Genomic DNA, 19,543 nt, shown 5'->3' with positions numbered 1-19,543 from the left:
GCTTGTGGTTGCCGAACAGCGTGCGTCGATCGTCGGCGGCAGAGTGACGATCTCTCTCCCGTTCCTGGGGGCTGAACTCACCGAGCGGACGGAACTCCTCCCGACCGTCGGCAGCCGCCTCGTCTGATCGTCACGACCAGTCCGATGTGGCTACCGCCGACATCCGTGCTGGACCTGCTGCCGCTCATCATGAGAGTCTCCCGCCGAAGATCACATCGTTGCGCCTCAGAGCAGACTACGGGGCTTGGTGGGTGGGTAAATCGGTCGCGCCCCGTGAGGTGGGCCGTTAACTTCCGCCTGAGCGCGGTGAGATACGCGACGCGACCACAAAGGGAACCTGGCATGCAGACTGAGAACACCCGGACCGACCGTTTGGGCTTACTGCTCGACCAGTTCGACCACGCCAGGGAGATGGCCCAGGTGCGACTGACCGGGCTCAGCGACGAGGAGTACCTGTGGGAGCCCGTGCCCGGTTCCTGGTCGATCCGGCGCCGGGGCGAGGCGGTGACGCCCAGGGCGTTCGGGCCGGGCGAGTGGGTGCTCGACCTGGGCGCGGCGGACATCCCGGCGAGCGAGTACGCCGAGGTTGCCCGGCAGGCGGCTGACGGCATGACCGTCGCCAAGATCGCCGATGACTGGAGCGTGAGTGTCGAGCGGGTCGAGCAGGTCCTCGCCCACACCGGTACGCCGGAGCCTGACAAAACGCCGGTCACCACCATCGCCTGGCGGCTGGGCCACCTGCACTTCCACTTCGCGGGCCCATGGGAGTGGACCTTCGGCGAACGTCGGCACGAGCCGAAACTGCTGGTCGACTTCACCCCCTCCGCCGCCTTGGCACTCGAGCGGTTCTGGGCGGTGATCGACCGCTGGCGTGACAGCGTCGCCGCCGTCACCGACGAGCAGCTCGACACGGTCGGCTTCTCGCAGTACCCGTACGGCTCCGACCCCGACGACCCCTTCATCACCGTGCTGTCGGGGGCCAACCTCGAATTCATCCACCACATGGCCGAGATCGCGCTGCTCCGCGACCTGTGGCGGGCCCGCTTCACCAGTGGTGGGTAGGCCCGGGCGCCGCGAGGATGTTCCACGGCGGTTCGGATCCACTCGCCGGCGACCGCACACGGCCACGCCGCGCCCGAAAAGCCCGGAAACCACAGGCACACACAGAGTTCTGGACACGCTGATCAGGCGCTCGTAGGTGCCGTTGTCCGGCGTGGGGACTCCTCGATGTCGGCGGTGCGGTGGGTGCGTTCGATGTTCTGTCCCCAGTACGTCCCGGTGACCATGAGCGCCGCCCCGAGGCCGGCAAGGACGGTGAACCCTTCGCCGCCCAGGCAGACGCCGACCACGACCGCCCAGACCGGTTCGGTGCCCAGCAGCAGACTGGCCCGGCTGGCAGAGCTGTTCTGCACCGCCCAGGTCTGCGCGAGGAAGGCGAACACGCTGCAGAACAGGGCGAGATACACGAGCTGGCCCCAGAGCGCGGCATCGACCCGGGTCAGCGTCGGCAGGGCACTCGCGGCGGGCACGACGAACAGCGCCGAGCCGACACCCGTCTGAACGGTCGTCAGCTGCAACGGCCGCACGACGCGCCCCTCCGTGAGCCGCCCCACGAGCGCGACATGCGCCGCGCGCACCACCGCCGCGGCGAGCATCAGCACGTCGCCGATCCGGGGCGTGTGGAAGCCGCTGCCGGACATGAGCAGCGCGACGGCCGCCAGGCACACACCCGTGGCGGCGAAGAAGCGCGGGGGCAGCCGTCCGCCGTCCGTCGTGCGGTCCAGCAGCGGGGTGAGCACGATGGTGAGGCTGATGATCAGGCCGGCGTTGGCCGCGCTGGTGTGCGCGACACCGTACGTCTCCAGAACCAGGACAGCGGCCTGAGTGACCCCCAGCAAAGCCCCGACACGAACTTCGTCCGGCGTGTACCGCCCCTCCCGACGGCGGGTGGCGACGAGAGCGAGGCAGGCGATCGCGGAGATCGCGTACCGCGCGAACAGCACCACCAGGACCGGCAGGGCATGGGTGGCTGTCTTCGCGGCCAGATAGCTGGAGCCCCAGACAACGGCGACAAGGAGAAGCACTGCGTCAGTGCGGCGGGTGGAGAACACGCCCCTACGCTGCACTGTTCCCACTCTGAAGCCAAGAACGATGTTCTTCACCAACCCTGAAGCATCACTACACTGAGCAGGTGAATGAACGGCAGTTGCAGATCTTGCGGGAACTCGGCGAGTCGGGAAGCGTCACCGCCACCGCCGAGGCGCTGCTGATGACGCCCTCGGCGATCTCCCAACAGCTACGGCTGCTGCAACGCTCGATCCCCGTTCCGCTGACCGAACGTGACGGCCGGCGGCTGGTACTCACCGATGCCGGGCAAGCCCTGGCCCGTGCCGCGATCGAGGTGGAGACCGCGATGGCCACGGCGCGGCACGCGATCGACGAATTCGTCGACCAGCCGGACGCGGGTGTATCGGTCGCGGCCTTCCACAGCGCGGCCTCCACGTTCTTCCCGCTCCTGCTGCTCGGCGGGGCCGGACCTGGACGTCCACGGCTCTCGCTCGCCGACGAGGACGTCCCGCAGGACCACTTTCCGCGACTGACCCGGGACTACGACCTCGTACTCGCCCATCACCTCGGCCAGGCGCCGCCCTGGCCGGACACGGTCACCGCCGACACACTGCTGCGTGAACCGCTGGACATCGCCCTGCCGGTCGACCACCCCCTGACCGCCAAACGACGTCTGACCCCGCGAGACGTCGCGGACCAACCCTGGATCACCGTTCACGACGGGTTCCCGCTGATGGCCACCATCGACGCCATCGCGAGCGCCGCGAACCGGCGGCTCGACATCGTCCATCGCATCAACGAATTCGCGGTGGTCGCCGAAGCCGTCGCCGCCGGAGCCGGCCTGGCCCTGATGCCCCGCTGGACCACGCGTCCACACCCCGCACTGGTCCTCAGACCTCTCAGCGGCGTGCACACCCGACGCCACATCGACGTGCTCCATCGCCCCGAACGTGCCGCGCGAAGGGCCGTACGAACGGTCCTCACCGAACTGCACCGTGCGGCCGCGACGATCCAGCGGCGGGACAGCAACGCGCCTCGGACGTGAACGCGACGCGTGCGACGACGGGGACGCCGTCCTGGGTGGCGAAGCAGGTGACCGGATCGGTCAGGATTCGAGAAGCGCCGGTCAGCACGCCGCGGCTAGCGTGACGGCCACGGACATCGCGGTCCGGGCCCCGGCACGGGAAAACCAGACGTTACCCTCGGGGCTGGTCGGATCCGGCCAGGCGACGCCGACGGAGACCGTGCGGGCGGCCCCACCGAACAGATGGAGACACGATGAGCATGGCCACGAGGACGGACACGCAGTCGCCTGCGCCGCATGCTGCCGACAGCCACGATCTGATCCGCGTGCACGGCGCGCGCGAGAACAATCTCAAGGACGTCAGCATCGAGATCCCGAAGCGTCGGCTGACGGTGTTCACCGGTGTCTCCGGCTCGGGCAAGAGCTCGCTGGTGTTCAACACGATCGCCGCGGAGTCGCAACGGCTGATCAACGAGACGTACAGCGCCTTCGTGCAGGGCTTCATGCCGACGCTGGCGCGGCCGGAGGTCGACGTCCTCGACGGGCTGACCACCGTGATCACCGTCGACCAGCAGCGGCTGGGCGCGGACCCCCGCTCCACGGTCGGCACCGCCACCGACGCCAACGCGATGCTGCGCATCCTCTTCAGCCGGCTCGGGAAGCCGCACATCGGCTCGCCCAAGGCGTTCTCCTTCAACGTCGCCTCGATCAGCGGGGCGGGTGCGGTCACCATGGAACGCGGCGGACAGAAGGTGAAGGAGCGCCGCAGCTTCAGTATCACCGGCGGCATGTGTCCGCGCTGCGAAGGCCGCGGCACGGTCACCGATCTCGACCTCACCCAGCTCTACGACGACTCCAAGTCGCTCTCCGAGGGTGCGATCACCATCCCCGGCTACACGGGGGGCGGCTGGAACTCCCGTCTCTACAGCGAGTCGGGCTTCTTCGACGCGGACAAGCCGATCCGCAAGTTCACCAAGAAGGAGTTGCAGGACTTCCTCCACCGCGAGCCGACCAGGATGAAGATCGCGGGCATCAACATGACCTACGAGGGTCTGATCCCGCGGATCCAGAAGTCGATGCTCGCCAAGGACCGGGAGGGCATGCAGCCGCACATCCGGGAGTTCGTGGACCGGGCGGTCACCTTCACCACCTGCCCCGAGTGCGACGGCACCCGGCTCAACGAGGGGGCCCGGTCGTCGAAGATCAACCGGACCAGCATCGCCGACGCCTGCGCGATGCAGATCAGCGACCTGGCCGAGTGGATCCGCGGTCTCGACGAGCCGTCGGTGGCGCCGCTGCTCACCGCGTTGCAGCAGACCCTCGACTCGTTCGTGGAGATCGGCCTCGGCTACCTCTCGCTCGACCGCCCGGCGGGCACGCTGTCCGGCGGCGAGGCGCAGCGCGTCAAGATGATCCGCCACCTCGGCTCCTCGCTCACCGACGTCACCTACGTCTTCGACGAGCCCACCATCGGCCTGCACCCGCATGACATCCAGCGGATGAACGACCTGCTGCTGCGGCTGCGGGACAAGGGCAACACGGTGCTCGTCGTGGAACACAAGCCGGAGACGATCGCGATCGCCGACCATGTCGTCGACCTCGGTCCCGGCGCCGGTACGGCGGGCGGCACCGTCTGCTTCGAGGGCACCGTCGAGGGGCTGCGGACCGGCGGCACCATCACCGGCCGCCACTTCGACGACCGGGCCGCCGTCAAGGAGACGGTGCGCAAGCCCACCGGCACCCTGGAGATCCGCGGTGCGTCGACGCACAACCTGCGCGGCGTCGACGTCGACATCCCGCTCGGGGTGCTCGCGGTCGTGACCGGCGTCGCCGGCTCCGGCAAGAGCTCGCTCGTGCACGGATCGATCCCGGCCGGCGAGGGTGTGGTGTCGGTCGACCAGGGCGCGATCCGTGGCTCCAGGCGGAGCAACCCGGCGACGTACACCGGACTGCTCGACCCGATCCGCAAGGCGTTCGCCAAGGCCAACGGCGTGAAGCCGGCGTTGTTCAGTGCCAACTCCGAGGGCGCCTGCCCCACCTGCAACGGCGCCGGCGTCATCTACACCGACCTGGCGATGATGGCCGGGGTCGCCACCACCTGTGAGGAGTGCGAGGGGAAGCGGTTCCAGGCTTCGGTCCTCGACTACCACCTCGGCGGCCGCGACATCAGTGAGGTGCTCGCGATGTCGGTGACCGAGGCCGAGGAGTTCTTCGGCGCCGGTGAGGCGCACACGCCGGCCGCTCACCGCGTCCTCACCCGACTCGCCGACGTCGGTCTCGGCTACCTCAGCCTCGGCCAGCCGCTCACCACACTGTCCGGCGGCGAGCGGCAGCGGCTCAAGCTGGCCACCCACATGGCGGAGAAGGGCGGGGTCTACGTACTCGACGAGCCGACCGCCGGACTCCACCTCGCCGACGTCGAGCAGCTGCTCGGCCTGCTCGACCGGCTCGTCGACGCGGGCAAGTCGGTCATCGTCGTGGAGCACCACCAGGCGGTCATGGCCCACGCCGACTGGATCATCGACCTCGGCCCCGGCGCCGGCCACGACGGCGGCCGGATCGTCTTCGAGGGCACCCCCGCCGACCTCGTCGCCGACCGCTCCACCCTCACCGGCGAGCACCTCGCGACCTACGTCGGTACCTGAGTCCCCACTCGGCCGGATGAGGACCCCCGTGCGGGCTCCCGCGCCCCCGGCCGACGGCGGCACTACCTTGGTCACCGTAAAGGTGTAATCACATGACGGCCGACCCCCTGGTGACGCGATGTGTTGGAGTGCGACAGCCGACCTGGCCGCCGGTGTCGGGATCGCCGCGGTCGGGGTGGCCTGCGTGGCGCGCGTGCGGCGATCCCGCGATCTGCCGCTGGCCGCGCTGCCGTTGATCCTCGGGGCGCATCAGATCGTGGAGTCCGCGGTCTGGGACTCCGGCGGGGGTACGGGCCCCGCCACCGTCGCCTGGGCCGTCATCGCGCTGCCGCTGCTCGCGGTGTGGGTCCCGGCCGGTGCGATGTGCGCGGCGCCCCCGCACGCGCGGCGCAGGCTGACGGTCCCCCTGGCGGTCGGCCTCGCGACCGCCGCCGCACTCGCGTACGCCCTCGTGACCCGCCCCGTGCGGGCTGAGGTCCGCGGCCACACCCTCGGCTACGTCGTGCATCTGAACGATCCTGAACTGCTCGTCGCCGGCTATCTCCTGGCCACCGTCGGCTCTCTCCTGCTCTCCGGCGACCGTGGACTTGTCCTGCTCGGTGTGCTGATGGGCGCGGGCGCGCTGATCTGCTGGGTGCTGTGGGAGCTGGAGTTCGTGTCGACCTGGTGCGCGTTCGCCGCGGTGTGTTCGGTGGCGCTGCTCGTCTGGGTGCGTCGGCACCCGGTCGGGCCGAGTACGGGGCGCTGAGGGCTCAAGGAATTTCACGTGGTCGACGACGCATCCGTCTCCGCGACCGCCCGGAGTGTCAGGGGTGGGCGCGGAGACGGATGCCGCCGTAGGGCTAGGAGCCGGCCCCGTCGGTCACGTCGGACACCGTCCACCGCTGGTTGGAGCCGGAGTTCGGCGTCCATGTCGTGACGGCGGATCCGTCGGCGGTGGCCTGACCGCCCACCTCCAGGAGCCTTCCGGTCGCGGCGTTGACGAGGGTCCAGGTGCCGTCACCGGTCGTCGACATGATCCACTGCGTCGCCGCGTCACGAGGACCGCTGTCGGCCTCCAGGACCGGGGCGCCGTCGCGCACGGCCAGCCGCTTGCCCTCCACCGGGTTGGTGAACACGTACCGCTGCCGGTTGCCGGTGTGGCCGCTGATCTGTCGCAGCTGCCACCGCTGGCCGGTGACCGTGGCCGCGTCCGTGCTCGCCGTCTTGATGACGAGCTTGCTGCCGTCGTCCGCGACGGTGAGCGCCTTGCCGCTCTGGACGCCGGTCAGGGAGTAGGTGTGCCCCTTCTTCAGCAGAGCGGCGTCCTTGGCGACGCCCGACACGCCCTTGACGACGAAGGAGGTCACGGACTGGGCGGGCACGGTGAAGGTGGCCTGCCGGTCGGCGACCGCGACGGGGGTCTGGCGTGCCAACTTGCCGTCGGCGCTGGTCACCACGGGAGTCACCGTCGCGTGCCGCGCGATGTGGCCGAACTTGGACAGGTCGATGGTGACCGTTCGCGGGCTGGTGGTGCTGTTGACGTGGACGACGGTCGCCCCGTTGCCGCTCTTGGAGACCGCGGCCGCGCTGGACGTGTCGTCGGTCTTGATCAGCCGGTCGCCCGGCTTGATGTAGTGGGTGAAGTTGCGGGCGGTGTCGAACTTCGTGTTCGTGTAGATGGGGCAGGTCGCGAGGGTGTCCGCGGACGTGCAGCTGAACGGGATCTGGACGCTGCCCCAGTTGCCGCCCTTGGCGGACTCGCCGCCGGGCTTCATGTTGTCGTAGTCCTCGACCGGCTGCCAGAACACCCAGGCCTTGGGCTCGAGTTCGCGCAGGTCGTTGACCATCTGCTGGGCCAGGCCCAGGCCCGGCCGCATGTCCGTGAAGCTCTGGCCGTCGCCCCAGTCGCCCTCGACCTCGCTCATCCACAGCGGCTTGTCCGCCGCCTTGGCCAGGTCGCGCACGCTGGTACGGCCACCCGTTCCGTAGGTGTGGACGTTCAACTGGCCGACCAGGTCACGCACGTCCTGGGGGTACGTGTTCCAGTTCTGCGTGAAGAGGCTGGAGTTGGTCTCGTCCATCGCGGAGATCTTCGTGCCGGTCTTCGCCCTCTTGAGGGCGGGGGCCAGCGCGCGTATCACCTGCTGCTGGAGCTCGGGGCCGATGTGCGCGCCCTCCTGGCGGCCGCCGGCCGGCTGCCCGTCCGCTCCCAGACGCGTACCCCAGTAGTTCGTGTTCGGCTCGTTGAACGGGTCGAGGGTGTCGACCTTGATGCCGCTCGCCTTCTCCAGCCGCTTGGTCGCGCCCGCCAGATAGGCGGCGAAGTCGTCGACGGAGTCGGCCTTGAGCTGGTCGGCGGAGGAGTTGAAGCCGCCGGAGACGTAGCCGCTGGTGGTCATGAACCAGGGCGGCGAGTTGCTGAACGTCTCCCAGTGGGTGATGTCCTTCTTGATCCGGTCCACCCACCAGCGCTGGGTGGCGTCGGCGTTCGGGTTCCAGTCGGCCACGTCGTCGGCGCTCCACCAGTCGGTGTCCGTACGGGTGGTGCCGTCCGGGGCCTTCCACCAGCCCTCGACCGCGCCGCCGGCCCGGAGGTAGTTCCCGACGTCGGGGGCGTTGCCGCCGCCGATGTTGTAGCGGGCGATGTTCAGATTGAGGCCGTCGTCGCCGAAGAGGAGCTCGGCGAGCTTTTCGCGGATCGGCGCCGGGTAGTCGCCGGTGGCGTTGGCGAACCAGACAAGGCTGGTGCCCCAGCCCTCGAAGCTCTGCGCCTTGTACGAGGGATCCGGCCGGACGGTCACGGACGCGGCTGCCGACGGCGCGGTCTCCGCGCTCGTCGGCGGGGCGGTGACCAGGGCTGCCCCGGTGGCCAGCGCGGTGCCTGCGATGGTTCCCAGAAGCCGTCTTGTGCGAGTACGGCGTGCCAACGTGTGCTCCCAACTCGTAGGTGGTCGCTGCGATGGACCGGCGTGCCCCCGGGTGGGGACACGCCGGCTAACCCTCGAACGGGGGGCCGTGCTCGCTGTTCGAGGGCCGTCAGAGGGCGGGCTGCCGCAGTACGGCGACATCCCGGGGGGAGAGGACGACGGTGCCGTCGTCGTCCGTACGGCCGACCAGCAGGTCTCCGGTGAGTCCGGTCAGCGGCACCGTCTCGTCGGTCCGGTTGACCAGGAACAGATAGCGGCTGTCCGCGCTCCGGCGCACGATCAGCTCGACGCTTCCCCGCGCGTCGTCCGGCAGCTCACTGTGCACACCGGCCGGGTCGAGCAGCTTGGGCAGCAGGGCGGTGAGACCGTCCGTGCCGAGCCGGGTGGAGACGTACGCGGCCGAGCCCTGGCCCGTCGGGCGCCGGGTGACGGCGGGGCGGTCGGCGTACGTGCCGCCACGGTAGTGGGCCAGCACCTCCACCGCGGGGTCGGTGACGCTGATCCGATCGGTCCACAGGGTGCCGGTGGCGGCACCGTCCACGCCGTCCAGGTCGACGTCGACCGTCTCGGCGTCGAGCAGCGGGCCGAACTCCTCGATGCGGATGCCGAGCAGCTCGCGCAGAGCGCCCGGGTAGCCGCCGAGCCAGATGTGGTCGTTCTCGTCGACGACGCCGGAGAAGTACGTGGTGACCAGGTGGCCGCCGTTCTCGGCGTACCGGGTGAGCTCCTTGGCGAGCGGGGCCGGCATGACGTGCAGGACCGGCGTGATCAGGACCTGGTAGCGGTCGAGTTCGGTCTGCGTGGTGACGACGTCGGCCCGGATGCCGAGGGCGAGCAGCGCGGAGTACCAGTCCAGCGCCTCCTGCCGGTAGCTGAGCTGGGCGGTGGGGTGGGAGTCCTGCTCGCTCGCCCACCACGAGTCCCAGTCGAAGACGATTCCGACCCGGGCCGGCTCACGCTCGGTCCCGGCGACCGGGGCGAGGGTCTTGAGGGTCTGTCCGAGGCCGGTCACCGCGCGGAAGACCTCGCTGTCGGCACCGGCGTGCGGCACCATCGCCGAGTGGTACTTCTCGGCGCCGGCCGCCGACTGGCGCCACTGGAAGAAGCACACCGCGTCGGCGCCGTGGGCGACGTGCACCAGCGAGTCACGGGCGAGGTCGCCCGGCCGCTTGGCCACGTTGATCGGCTGCCAGTTCACGGCGCTGGTGGAGTGCTCCATCAGGAACCAGGGACGGCCACCGGCGATGCCGCTGACGAGGTTGGCGGAGAAGGACAGCTCGTCGCGGTCCTGCGGGCCGGGCACCACGTAGTGGTCGTTGGAGACGAAGTCGATCTCGGCGGCCCAGTCCGCGTAGTTCATTCCCTTGGTGTTGCCCATCACCATGAAGTTGGTGGTGACCGGAACATCGGGCGTGAGCTCGCGCAGCACGTCCCGCTCCGCGCGCAGATGGTCCTTCAGCACGTCGGAGGAGAAGCGCTTGAAGTCCAGCTGCTGGGTGGGGTTCGGGTGGGAGGCGGCCAGCCGGGGCGGCAGGATCTGCTCCCAGTCGCTGTAGCGCTGGGACCAGAACGCCGTGCCCCAGGCGTGGTTGAGGGCGGCGAGGGTGGTGTAGCGGGCGCGCAGCCAGTCGCGGAAGGCGCGGGCTGCGTCGTCGGAGTAGTCGTAGACGTTGTGGCAGCCGAGCTCGTTGGAGACGTGCCAGGCGACCAGCGCGGGATGGTTCGCGTAGCGCTCGGCCATCTTCCGCACCAGGCGCAGCGCGTGCTCGCGGAAGACGGGCGAGGTGGGACGCCAGTGCTGGCGCGCCCCGGGCCACAGCGTCTCGCCGGAGGCGGTGACCGGAAGGATCTCCGGGTGGGCGGTGCTGAGCCAGGGCGGCGGGGAGGCGGTGGCGGTGGCCAGGTCGACCCCGATGCCTCCCGCGTGCAGCAGGTCCATGACCTCGTCGAGCCAGCCGAAGTCCCACTCGTTCTCGGCGGGCTGGATGCGGGCCCAGGAGAAGATCGCCACGGAGACGATGTTGACGCCCGCCTCCTGCATGAGCCGTATGTCCTCCTCCCACACCTCTCGCGTCCACTGCTCCGGGTTGTAGTCGGCGCCGTACGCGAGGCGGGGGGTGGCGTCACCGTCCGGCCCGTGCCGCAACTGGGACAGGAGGGTGGAGATCATGGTGGTCCTTCCGGTTACTGCACGGGGTGGCGCGAGGTACGTGGTTGCTTCCGGGCGGCCGCCGCCGAGCGCCTGCTGCTCAGCGGCGGCTCCCGAGGAGATGCCGGTTACTTCGAGACGGTGAAGCCCTGCTCGTTGCCGTACTTGATGGAGGCTTCCTGCCAGGACTTCAGGCCGTCGGCCAGCTTGGTCCCGGAGATGTAGGCCTTGCCGACGGTGTCGTTGAAGATCGAGTTGGCGTACTGCTGGAAGGGCAGGTACGACCAGTCGCTGGCGACGTTGGCGGCGGAGTCGGCGAAGATCTTGTTGGCTTCCTGGCCGCCGAAGTAGTCGAACTTGGTGTTCTGGAACTCGGTGGACTGGAGCTCCGCCTTGGTCGCCGGGAAGGCGCCCTGCTTGATGCGGGTCTGCACGCCGTCGCCGGAGTTGGCGTACTCGACGAACGCGTAGGCGAGTTCCTTGTTCTTGCCCAGGGCGGGCAGGGTGAGGGAGCTGCCGCCGTTCTCCGCGCTGGCCTTGTCGCCCTTGGTCCACTGCGGCATCGGGGCCGCTCGCCAGTCACCGGAGGCGCTCGGCACGCCGGAGACGAAGTTGGCGGGCATCCAGGCGCCGGTGGTCAGGGTGGCGATGGTGCCGTCGCCGAGGCCCTTGTACCAGTCGTCGGTCCAGCCGTTGATGGGCGAGACGAGCTTCTCGTCGATGAGCTTCTGCCAGGTGTCGGTGTACTTCTTGGCGCCCGCGTCCTCGAAGTTGACCGTCACCTTGGTGCCGTCGACCTTGTAGGGGCGCGAACCGGCCTGCCACAGCATGCTGGTGGTGAAGCCCGCGTCGCCGGCGTCGTTGGCGATGTAGACCTTGGGGTCGGCCTTGTGCAGCTTGCGGGCCGCGTCGACGTACTCGTCCCAGGTGGTCGGGACGGCGATCTTGTACTTGTCGAAGACCTTCTTGTTGTAGAACATCGCCATGGGGCCGGAGTCCATCGGCAGGCCGTAGACCTTGTCGCCCTCGCTCACGGCGTTCCACGGACCCGGGGTGTACTTGGCGGCGAGCTTGTCGGCGCCGTAGGGGGCCAGGTCGCTGAGGCCCTTGGTGAGGGCGTACTGGCTCAGCGCGAAGTACTCGACCTGCGCGACGTCGGGCACGCCCTTCCCGGCCGAGATGGCGTTCGACAGGGCGGTGTAGTGCTTGTCGCCGGACCGCTCGCTGACGAGGTTGATCTTGACCTTGGGGTACTTCTTCTGGAAGTCGGCGGCGACCGTCTTCAGCGTGGGCTCCCAGGCCCAGACGTTGACCGTGCCGCCCTTCTTGAGGGCCGCCTGGATGTCCGTGGCGGACACCGCCTTCTGGCCGGAGCTGTCGTCGTCGGAGCCTCCGCAGGCGGTCGCCCCCAGGGCGAGGACGGAGAGGAGGGTCAAGCCGCGCAGCAGGCGGCCGGAGGTTCTGCGCATGGAGGTGCTTCCACTTCTTCGTGGGTGGGACTTCTTCATGGGTGGAACAGAGTGAGGGTGAAAGAGGTGAGGCTGCGGGGGGTGGGGGCCTGAGGTCGGGCTATTCCTTGACGCTTCCGGCGGCGAGCCCGGACTGCCAGTACTTCTGCAGCAGCAGGAACGCGGCGATCAGCGGCACGATGGTGAGCAGCGAACCGGTGATCACCAGGTTGAAGATCACGTCGCCGCCGATCGTCTGGGCCTGGGAGTTCCAGGCGTCCAGGCCCAGGGTCAGGGGGTACCACTTCGGATCCTTGAGCATGATCAGCGGCAGGAAGTAGTTGTTCCAGGTCGCGACCGTCGTGAAGAGCAGAACGGTCACGGTGCCCGGGGCGAGCAGCGGCAGGGCCACCTGGAAGAAGGTGCGGATCTCGCCCGCCCCGTCGATGCGGGCGGCCTCCATCAGTTCGGTGGGGATGGCCTCGGAGGCGAAGACCCACATCAGATACAGACCGAAGGGCGACACGAGCGAGGGGATGATCACCGCCCACGGTGTGTCGGTCAGCCCCATCTTGCTGAACATCAGGAAGGTGGGTACCGCCAGGGCGGTGCCGGGGACGGCCACGGCACCGATGACCACGGCGAAGACGGCGCGCTTTCCGGGGAACTGGAACTTCGCCAGCGCGTAGCCGCCCAGGATCGCCAGAAGGGTGGCGCCGCCGGCGCCGAGCACGACGTACAGCAGGGTGTTCAGCAGCCAGCGGACGAAGATGCCGTCGTGGTACGTGAACGTGTCGTGGATGTTGCTCCAGAGGGCGAACTTGTGGCTGAACCACAGTCCGGACGAGTTGGCGAGTCCTTCCTGGGTCTTGGTGGCGCTGATGACCAGCCACAGCAGGGGCACCACCGTGTAGACCAGGATCAAACCGGTGAGCACGGTCAGCAGAATGCTGCGTTTGGGGCGCCTGGACGCGTTCTTGCGGGGGGTGCGCAGTCGGGGCCTGCCCTTGGAGCCGCCGCCGGCCGGGGCGGGTGCGGAGTGGGACCCGGTGGTGACGGGGCTGCTCGTGCTGCTCATTGGGTCACGCTCCCTTGCGCATGCCGCGGAGCTGCACGACATAGGCGATGACCATGGTGATCAGCCCCATGATGATGGCGACCGCCGCGGAGTAGTTGTGCTGCTGCCCGTTGAAGGACAGTGAGTACGTGTAGAAGTTCGGGGTGTAGTCCGTCGTGATGGCGTTGCGCGCCAGCGGCCGCAGGATGCTCGGCTCGTTGAACAGCTGGAAGCTGCCGATGATCGAGAAGATCGTCGCGATGACCAGGGCGCCGCGGATCGCGGGGAGCTTGATGGCCGTGATGACGCGGAACTGCCCGGCGCCGTCGATCTCCGCGGCCTCGTACAGCGAGGCCGGGATGACCCGCAGCGCAGAGTAGAAGATCAGCATGTTGTAGCCGACGAACTCCCAGGTGACGATGTTGCCGATCGACGCCAGGACCAGGTTCGCGGAGAGCGGGTCGGGCAGGGTGATGTCGAAGGCGCTGTTGATGTCGCCCACCAGGCCGAACCGGGTGCCGTACATGAAGCCCCACATCAGGGTGGCGACCACGGCGGGCACCGCGTACGGCAGGAAGATCGAGATCCGGAAGAAGTCCCGGCCGTACAGGCGGCCGCTGTCCAGAGCGAGTGCCACGAACAGGGCGATGCCGAGCATGATCGGCACCTGGATCACCAGGAACAGCGAGACCCGGCTCAGCGAGGACCAGAACTGGTCGTCCTTCAGTGCCTGCGTGTAGTTGTCCAGGCCGACGAAGGTGTTGCCGCCGATCAGCTGGTCGCGGAAGAGACTCAGGTAGATCGAGTAGACGATGGGGGCCAGGAAGACAAGGGCAAAGACGGCCGCGAAGGGGCCGATGAACCCCCATCCCGTCCACGAACGGCGGTCCCGCTTCGCCGAAGGCCGGGCCGGCGGGCGCTTCGCAGCCACCGGCGGTTGTAGCGTCGTCATGTCGTTCCTCGCTCGTCCATCTCGGAACCGGCGTCTCAGCCGTCGCGATGTTTACGTAAACATGCCGTCCCCCTTCGCGTCGAGGGCTGTTATGTTTACGTAAACATCTGATGGCGGCATGTCTACACTGCGCCAATGTCGGTGGTCAAGGGTCGTCTGACGAAACTGCGACCCGGGTAACAAAGGAGACGGGTGGACACTGCGGACAGCGCCTCGACGGGGACGGAACGGTCCCGTGGGCGCAAGGGAAAACGGGCGGTGCGTCGCACGCAGACCGCGTCCATGGCGGATGTCGCACGCCTGGCCGGGGTGTCCTCGCAGACGGTCTCCCGTGTGTCCAATGGTTACGCGGGGGTGAACGAGGAGACCCGCGGGCAGGTGCTGGCGGCGATGAAGGAGCTGGGCTACCGGCCCAACAGCGCGGCCCGTGCCCTGAAGCGCGGCGAGTTCCGCACCATCGGCGTCATCACCTTCAACCTCTCCACCACGGGCAACATGCGCACCCTGGAGGCGATCGCCACCTCCGCGGCACAGGAGGGCTACGCCGTCACGCTGCTGCCGGTCGCCGTGCCCACCCAGGACGAGGTGCGCGGAGCCTTCTCCCGGCTCGGAGAACTCGCCGTCGACGCGGTCATCGCCATCATGGAGGTGCATCTGCTCGACGCGGCGACCATCTCCCTGCCCCCGCACGTCCAGGTCGTCGTCGCCGACTCGGACGCGGGCGACCGCTACGCCGTGGTCGACACCGACCAGGCCGGTGGAGCGCGGGCCGCCGTACGTCACCTCCTGGACCTCGGCCATGGCACGGTCTGGCATCTGGCCGGACCCGAGGAGTCCTTCGCGGCACAGCGCCGCACCGACGCCTGGCAAGCCGCCCTCACCGAGGCGGGCCGCGTCCCGCCACCCCTCGTGCGCGGCGACTGGTCGGCGGAGTCCGGCTACCGTGCGGGCCTGCGGCTCGCCGACGAGCGCGACTGTACGGCCGTGTTCGCCGCCAACGACCAGATGGCACTGGGGCTTCTGCGCGCCCTGCACGAACGCGGCCGGAAGATCCCCGACGACGTCAGCGTCATCGGCTTCGACGACATCCCCGAGGCCGGCTCCTTCCTGCCGCCGCTGACCACGGTCCACCAGGACTTCGCCGAGGTGGGACGCCTGTGCGTCGAGGGCGTCCTGCGGCGGATGCGCCACGGCGGACCGGAACACGGCACCACGCTCGTCCCCACGAAGCTGGTGGTGCGGGGGAGCACGGCTCCGCCGTCCGGGGATGCGTGAGGTTCCTCGCCGCGCCGCTGTGGCTGTCGGCGGCGCCGAAAAGGGACTGGAGTCTTCTGTCGGTGGGACGGAACCGATCGGTGGGGACAGAGCAGATCGGCGGACCGCTCGGCGGGTGAGGCCGCCATCGAGCGTGTGAGGGAAGCCTGGGTCGGCGCTGCGTGGCAGGTCGAACGGTGCTTCGGAAACGGTGAGGAGGCCGAGGGGTGATCCGTGGCCCGGCACCCACCTCGGCCGCCGCGCCACCCCGCGATCGCGTCCGGCGGCCGTGACTCAGGCAGCCGACTGCCTGATCACGGCCCAGCGGGGCTCTTCCCCCAGACGAAGACCTCGGTGCTCGGAAGGCGTTCGGAGAACCGGCCCGACGGGGACACCTCCCGCAGCAGACGACGCAGATCCGACTCGAAGGCGTCACGGCGCGCGCCGAACAGGTGCGGAGCCGAGAACGACATCGAGAACACCCCCGCGACGACGTCATCGCATGTGCGCTCGAGCGCCTGCCCGCCGGGAACGACACGACGCTGAGGGCCGGACAGTCCCGCGCGCGTGAACACCGCCGCCTCGCCGCCGGGCGTGCCCTGCGGCAGCACCCCGCGCCCGGCTCGTCGTACCGGTCCGAGGTAGTGCCTGACCAGCTCGTCCATCGCCGCACCGGGCACTGCCGGATACGGGAGACCGTCGACGGATCGACGCTCCGTCTTCAGGTCCGCGATGTGCACGAGCGCCCCGCCCGGCAGGAGCATGTCCCTGATGGTCGCCGCGACCAGGTCGCGATCCTTCCACTGGATGGATCGCGACCAGGTCGCGATCCATCCAGTGGAAGGACTGACCGAAGGTCGCCACGGTGCACGTCCCCAGACCCGCGGGCAGCTCCTCGGCCCGGATCCGTACCCACCGCGATTTTCCGGTCACCCCCGCCTCGACGGCGCCGCGCGCGGCTTCGGAGATCATCTCGCTGTCCGGGTCCACACCGACGATCTCACCGAACAGGTGCGCCAGGCTCAGTGCCAGGGTGCCCGGTCCGCATCCCACGTCGATCAGGCGCCCCTGACCGTCCAGTTGCAGAACCTCGGCGAGCGCGTCCGCGAGGCCGGCGGCGTACGGGAGTCTTCCCCGCTGGTAGTAGGGGGCTGTTCCCGAGAACAACGTGTCGTCCCACTCCCAGCCGACGGCCACCGCCATCCGCCACCCTTCACAGAAACCCAGGACTGCCCGACGACGGTCGCCGCACCCGGTCAAGATAGCGAACGCCCGGACTGCCGGAGGACCAGTCGCGTGCTCAGGACCACGTGGTCGTCGCCGGTCACCGCCATCACCACCGCCCCCGCCGTCGGACCTGGATGGTCGGGTCGGCGGGTGTCGACCGCGCGGGGGACGCGGTCGACACCCGGCACGAAGCTGCCGGCGTCACCAGTCGGTGGGCATCATGGCGGCGGGGTAGCGGCTGCCGGCCGAGCCGTGGGGGAGGATCTCGACGATGTGTCGCAGGTCGGCCGACGTGAGGTCGACCCCGGCGGCGCCCGCGTTCTCCTCCACCCGGGTCGCGCTGCGGGTGCCGGGGATCGGGACGATGTCCTCACCCTGGGTGAGCAGCCAGGCGAGGGCGAGCTGGGCGACGGTGATGCCCTTCGCGGCGGCCAGGTCCTTCAGCTGCTGGGTGGCGCGCAGGTTGTACGCGAAGTTCTCGCCCTGGAAGCGTTCGTCCCAGCGGCGCATGTCGTCCTCGGCGTACTCGGCGCCGGGCTTGACGGCGTTGGTGAGGAAGCCGCGGCCGAGCGGGGAGTAGGGCACGAAGCCGATGCCCAGCTCCCGTACCACGGGCAGGATCTTCTCCTCCACGTCGCGCTCGAAGATCGAGTACTCCGTCTGCAGGACCGAGACCGGGGTGACGGCGTGGGCACGCCGGATGGTGTCCTCGCCCGCCTCGCTCAGCCCGAAGTACTTCACCTTGCCCTGAGCGATGAGCTCACCGACGGTTCCGGCGACCTCCTCGATCGGCACGTCCGGGTCGACACGGTGCTGGTAGAGGACATCGATCCGGTCGGTCTGGAGCAGCCGGAGGCTGTTCTCGGTGACCTTGCGGATGTTGTCGGGGCGGCTGTTGAGGCCGGAGCCGATGGGCTCCTTGGTCAGGTCGAAGCCGAACTTGGTGGCCAGGACGACCTCGTCGCGGAAGTCCTTGACCGCTTTGCCGAGCAGCGCCTCGTTGGCGCCGCCGCCGTAGAGCTCAGCGGTGTCGAAGAGCGTGACGCCGACGTCGTGGGCGCGGCGGATCGTGGCGATGCCCTCGTCGTCGTCGGACGGCCCGTAGGCGATGGACATGCCCATGGTGCCGAGGCCGAGCGCGGAGACGCGCAGTCCCTGCCGGCCGAGTGTGCGCTGCTGCATGAGTTTCTCCAGTGGCGAGTCAAACCAAACGGTTCGGTATGGACTCTAGGCATGCGCGGGCCCAGATGCCAAACGAAACGGTTTGGCTGGATACCCTGAGGTCATGACTGACGCGACCGTGCCCCCCGCCGACTCCGACTCGACACGTGAGCGGATCGTCGCCGCGGCGAAGGCCGAGTTCTCCCGGTACGGGATCGCCGGTGCGCGGGTCGATCGCATCGCGAAGGAGGCCCGTACCAGCAAGGAGCGCGTCTACGCCCACTTCCGCAGCAAGGAAGCGCTGTACGCGTTCGTCGCCGGGCGGGAGCTGGCCGCCGTCGCCGACGCCACCCGCATGGACCCGGCCGACCTGCCCGGATACGCCGGGCGCCTGTTCGACTACTTCATCGGCCAACCGGAGCACTTCCGGATGATCGGCTGGGGGCGCCTGGAACTGGCCGACGCCACGCAGTCCCATCTGGACGACCCCACACGGGTGGCTCTCGCCCACAAGCTCGACCAGCTCCGCCGGGCCCAGGACGCCGGGCACCTCGACCCCGCCTGGGATCCGATCGATGTCATCGCCCTCGTCAACCAGATCGCCACTACCTGGTTGAGCCAGATCGAGCTGCGCTCCTTCGAGGTCGAACAGGCCCGCGACCCCGCTGTCAGCGCCCGCCGCGCCGCGGTCGTGGAGGCGGTGCAGCGCTTGTTCCCGAGGGCGGACTGAGGGTGGCGTTCCCTTCAGGTTCCGAGCCGGCGCTCTCGTCTGTCAGCCTCGGACCAGTTTGGCGACGCCCTCACCCGCCTGCTCGGCCGCGGCGTACAGATCTCGGATCTCCTCCAGCCGACTGACCAAAACCTCCAAATATCCCTGCGGGACGTCATGGTTTCGGAAGGTGCCGGCTATCGCGTTCGCCTGGTCGGCGACTGCCCGTTCGAAGTCGACGGAGGACAGGAAACGCACCGCGATCGGCACTTCGTCCGGCGGGAGGTAGAAACACGCGGTGCCGAGGTCGTCGTCGCCCAGCAGATCCCCCATCGTGATGGGGAGCGCGCTCACTTCCGCGGGCCCCTCCGCAAGCAGGATGCGCTCAAGGGTTTCCCAGTCCCGGCCGGGAGAACATTCCGCCTTCGCGTCGCCACCGGGCCCGGAGAACCGAGAAACGACCCATCCGAAACCTCGCTCCGCGTCTTGCGGAGGCATCCTTCGCAGTGTCATATCCATGGCCGCCCCCTCCGATGAACCCCGTGTCCGTGGTCCTCAACGGGAGCAGGCACTGTGTCAGTGGTCAAGCTCCTCCGGCAGCAGACCACGGAGTGACCCATGCTCGTCGGTGACCCACACCACGGCAGCGGGTTCGGCGTCCAGGACGCTGGCGACAACGGCGTTCGCCTCGGACGTCGTCAATGCCCGACCACGCTCGTAACCGTAGCGATCAGGATTCGTCTCGCTGGGATGCACGAACCCCGAGACGCCCTCCAAGTCAACGGAGACCAGCACCTTCATCACTCAGGGAGCCTGCTCGACAGCACCGCGACCGCGTACGAACTCATCGACCACGAACCGGAGGCGCTACCGAGGCGGTCAGGGCACTGCGCACGCATCACCGGTCCGGACTCGGACCGAACGAGAAACCCCGCCTCCGG

14 protein-coding genes and 2 pseudogenes are annotated in these 19,543 nt (G+C 69.1%); 6 read left to right on the top strand and 10 right to left on the bottom strand.

The features are described 5' to 3' along the window. Nucleotides 1–342 precede the first annotated feature (342 nt). The gene (locus OG568_RS45500) at nt 343–1,062 is read left to right on the top strand and encodes a DinB family protein (RefSeq protein WP_329535829.1); all 720 of its coding nucleotides are present in this window, start codon (nt 343–345) and stop codon (nt 1,060–1,062) included. 122 nt (nt 1,063–1,184) lie between these two features. On the opposite strand, the gene OG568_RS45495 is transcribed toward OG568_RS45500, so the two are convergent. Beyond that, a complete protein-coding gene (locus OG568_RS45495) occupies nt 1,185–2,111 on the bottom strand; it encodes a DMT family transporter (RefSeq protein WP_329535828.1) in 927 nt (308 codons plus the stop codon). Nucleotides 2,112–2,191: 80 nt separating this feature from the next. Between OG568_RS45495 and OG568_RS45490 the strand changes: the two genes are divergently transcribed. From OG568_RS45490 to OG568_RS45480, 3 genes are all read left to right on the top strand, one after another. After that, nucleotides 2,192–3,112, top strand: a complete 921-nt coding sequence (locus OG568_RS45490) for a LysR family transcriptional regulator (protein WP_266418586.1) — start codon at nt 2,192–2,194, stop codon at nt 3,110–3,112. A 233-nt stretch (nt 3,113–3,345) separates the two neighbouring features. Continuing rightward, nucleotides 3,346–5,736: an excinuclease ABC subunit UvrA gene (locus OG568_RS45485; RefSeq protein ID WP_329535827.1), complete on the top strand. Its 2,391-nt coding sequence runs from the start codon at nt 3,346–3,348 to the stop codon at nt 5,734–5,736. 118 nt (nt 5,737–5,854) lie between these two features. Beyond that, complete coding sequence (locus OG568_RS45480) at nt 5,855–6,484, top strand: DUF6629 family protein (protein WP_329535826.1); 630 nt, start codon at nt 5,855–5,857, stop codon at nt 6,482–6,484. Nucleotides 6,485–6,578: 94 nt separating this feature from the next. On the opposite strand, the gene OG568_RS45475 is transcribed toward OG568_RS45480, so the two are convergent. The 5 genes from OG568_RS45475 to OG568_RS45455 form a co-directional block, all read right to left on the bottom strand. Beyond that, nucleotides 6,579–8,645 (bottom strand): RICIN domain-containing protein, encoded by a 2,067-nt coding sequence (locus OG568_RS45475; RefSeq protein ID WP_329535825.1) that lies wholly within the window; start codon nt 8,643–8,645, stop codon nt 6,579–6,581. Nucleotides 8,646–8,754: 109 nt separating this feature from the next. Then, nucleotides 8,755–10,815: a beta-galactosidase gene (locus OG568_RS45470; protein ID WP_329535824.1), complete on the bottom strand. Its 2,061-nt coding sequence runs from the start codon at nt 10,813–10,815 to the stop codon at nt 8,755–8,757. A gap of 107 nt (nt 10,816–10,922) precedes the next feature. Further along, nucleotides 10,923–12,263, bottom strand: coding sequence for an ABC transporter substrate-binding protein (locus OG568_RS45465; RefSeq protein WP_329535823.1), 1,341 nt, complete (start codon nt 12,261–12,263; stop codon nt 10,923–10,925). A 100-nt stretch (nt 12,264–12,363) separates the two neighbouring features. Further along, nucleotides 12,364–13,320 carry a carbohydrate ABC transporter permease gene (locus tag OG568_RS45460; protein WP_266579429.1) on the bottom strand — a complete coding sequence of 319 codons (957 nt, stop codon included), beginning with the start codon at nt 13,318–13,320 and terminating at the stop codon, nt 12,364–12,366. A 4-nt stretch (nt 13,321–13,324) separates the two neighbouring features. Next, the gene (locus tag OG568_RS45455; protein ID WP_266579431.1) at nt 13,325–14,251 is read right to left on the bottom strand and encodes a carbohydrate ABC transporter permease; all 927 of its coding nucleotides are present in this window, start codon (nt 14,249–14,251) and stop codon (nt 13,325–13,327) included. A 282-nt stretch (nt 14,252–14,533) separates the two neighbouring features. Between OG568_RS45455 and OG568_RS45450 the strand changes: the two genes are divergently transcribed. Further along, entirely contained in the window at nt 14,534–15,526 is a 993-nt protein-coding gene (locus OG568_RS45450; protein WP_266590893.1) for a LacI family DNA-binding transcriptional regulator, read from the top strand. Nucleotides 15,527–15,819: 293 nt separating this feature from the next. On the opposite strand, the pseudogene OG568_RS45445 reads toward OG568_RS45450, so the two are convergent. Both OG568_RS45445 and OG568_RS45440 read right to left on the bottom strand, forming a co-directional pair. After that, nucleotides 15,820–16,708 (bottom strand): annotated as a pseudogene (locus OG568_RS45445) (class I SAM-dependent methyltransferase). A gap of 225 nt (nt 16,709–16,933) precedes the next feature. Beyond that, entirely contained in the window at nt 16,934–17,914 is a 981-nt protein-coding gene (locus OG568_RS45440; protein ID WP_329535822.1) for an aldo/keto reductase, read from the bottom strand. Between the two features lie 103 nt (nt 17,915–18,017). Between OG568_RS45440 and OG568_RS45435 the strand changes: the two genes are divergently transcribed. Next, on the top strand, nt 18,018–18,623 hold the full coding sequence (locus OG568_RS45435) for a TetR family transcriptional regulator (RefSeq protein WP_329535821.1): 606 nt from the start codon (nt 18,018–18,020) through the stop codon (nt 18,621–18,623). Between the two features lie 42 nt (nt 18,624–18,665). Here OG568_RS45435 and OG568_RS45430 read toward each other — a convergent pair whose 3' ends face one another. Continuing rightward, nucleotides 18,666–19,100 (bottom strand): DUF1877 family protein, encoded by a 435-nt coding sequence (locus tag OG568_RS45430; RefSeq protein WP_329535820.1) that lies wholly within the window; start codon nt 19,098–19,100, stop codon nt 18,666–18,668. 84 nt (nt 19,101–19,184) lie between these two features. Beyond that, nucleotides 19,185–19,403: pseudogene (locus OG568_RS45425) on the bottom strand (M55 family metallopeptidase); the annotation flags it as partial. Nucleotides 19,404–19,543: the final 140 nt, after the last annotated feature.

This window comes from Streptomyces sp. NBC_01450 (assembly GCF_036227505.1).
Lineage (GTDB): Bacteria > Actinomycetota > Actinomycetes > Streptomycetales > Streptomycetaceae > Streptomyces.
Note: the sequence above shows the minus strand (reverse complement) of the source record. Positions and strands in the feature narration are given on the sequence as shown.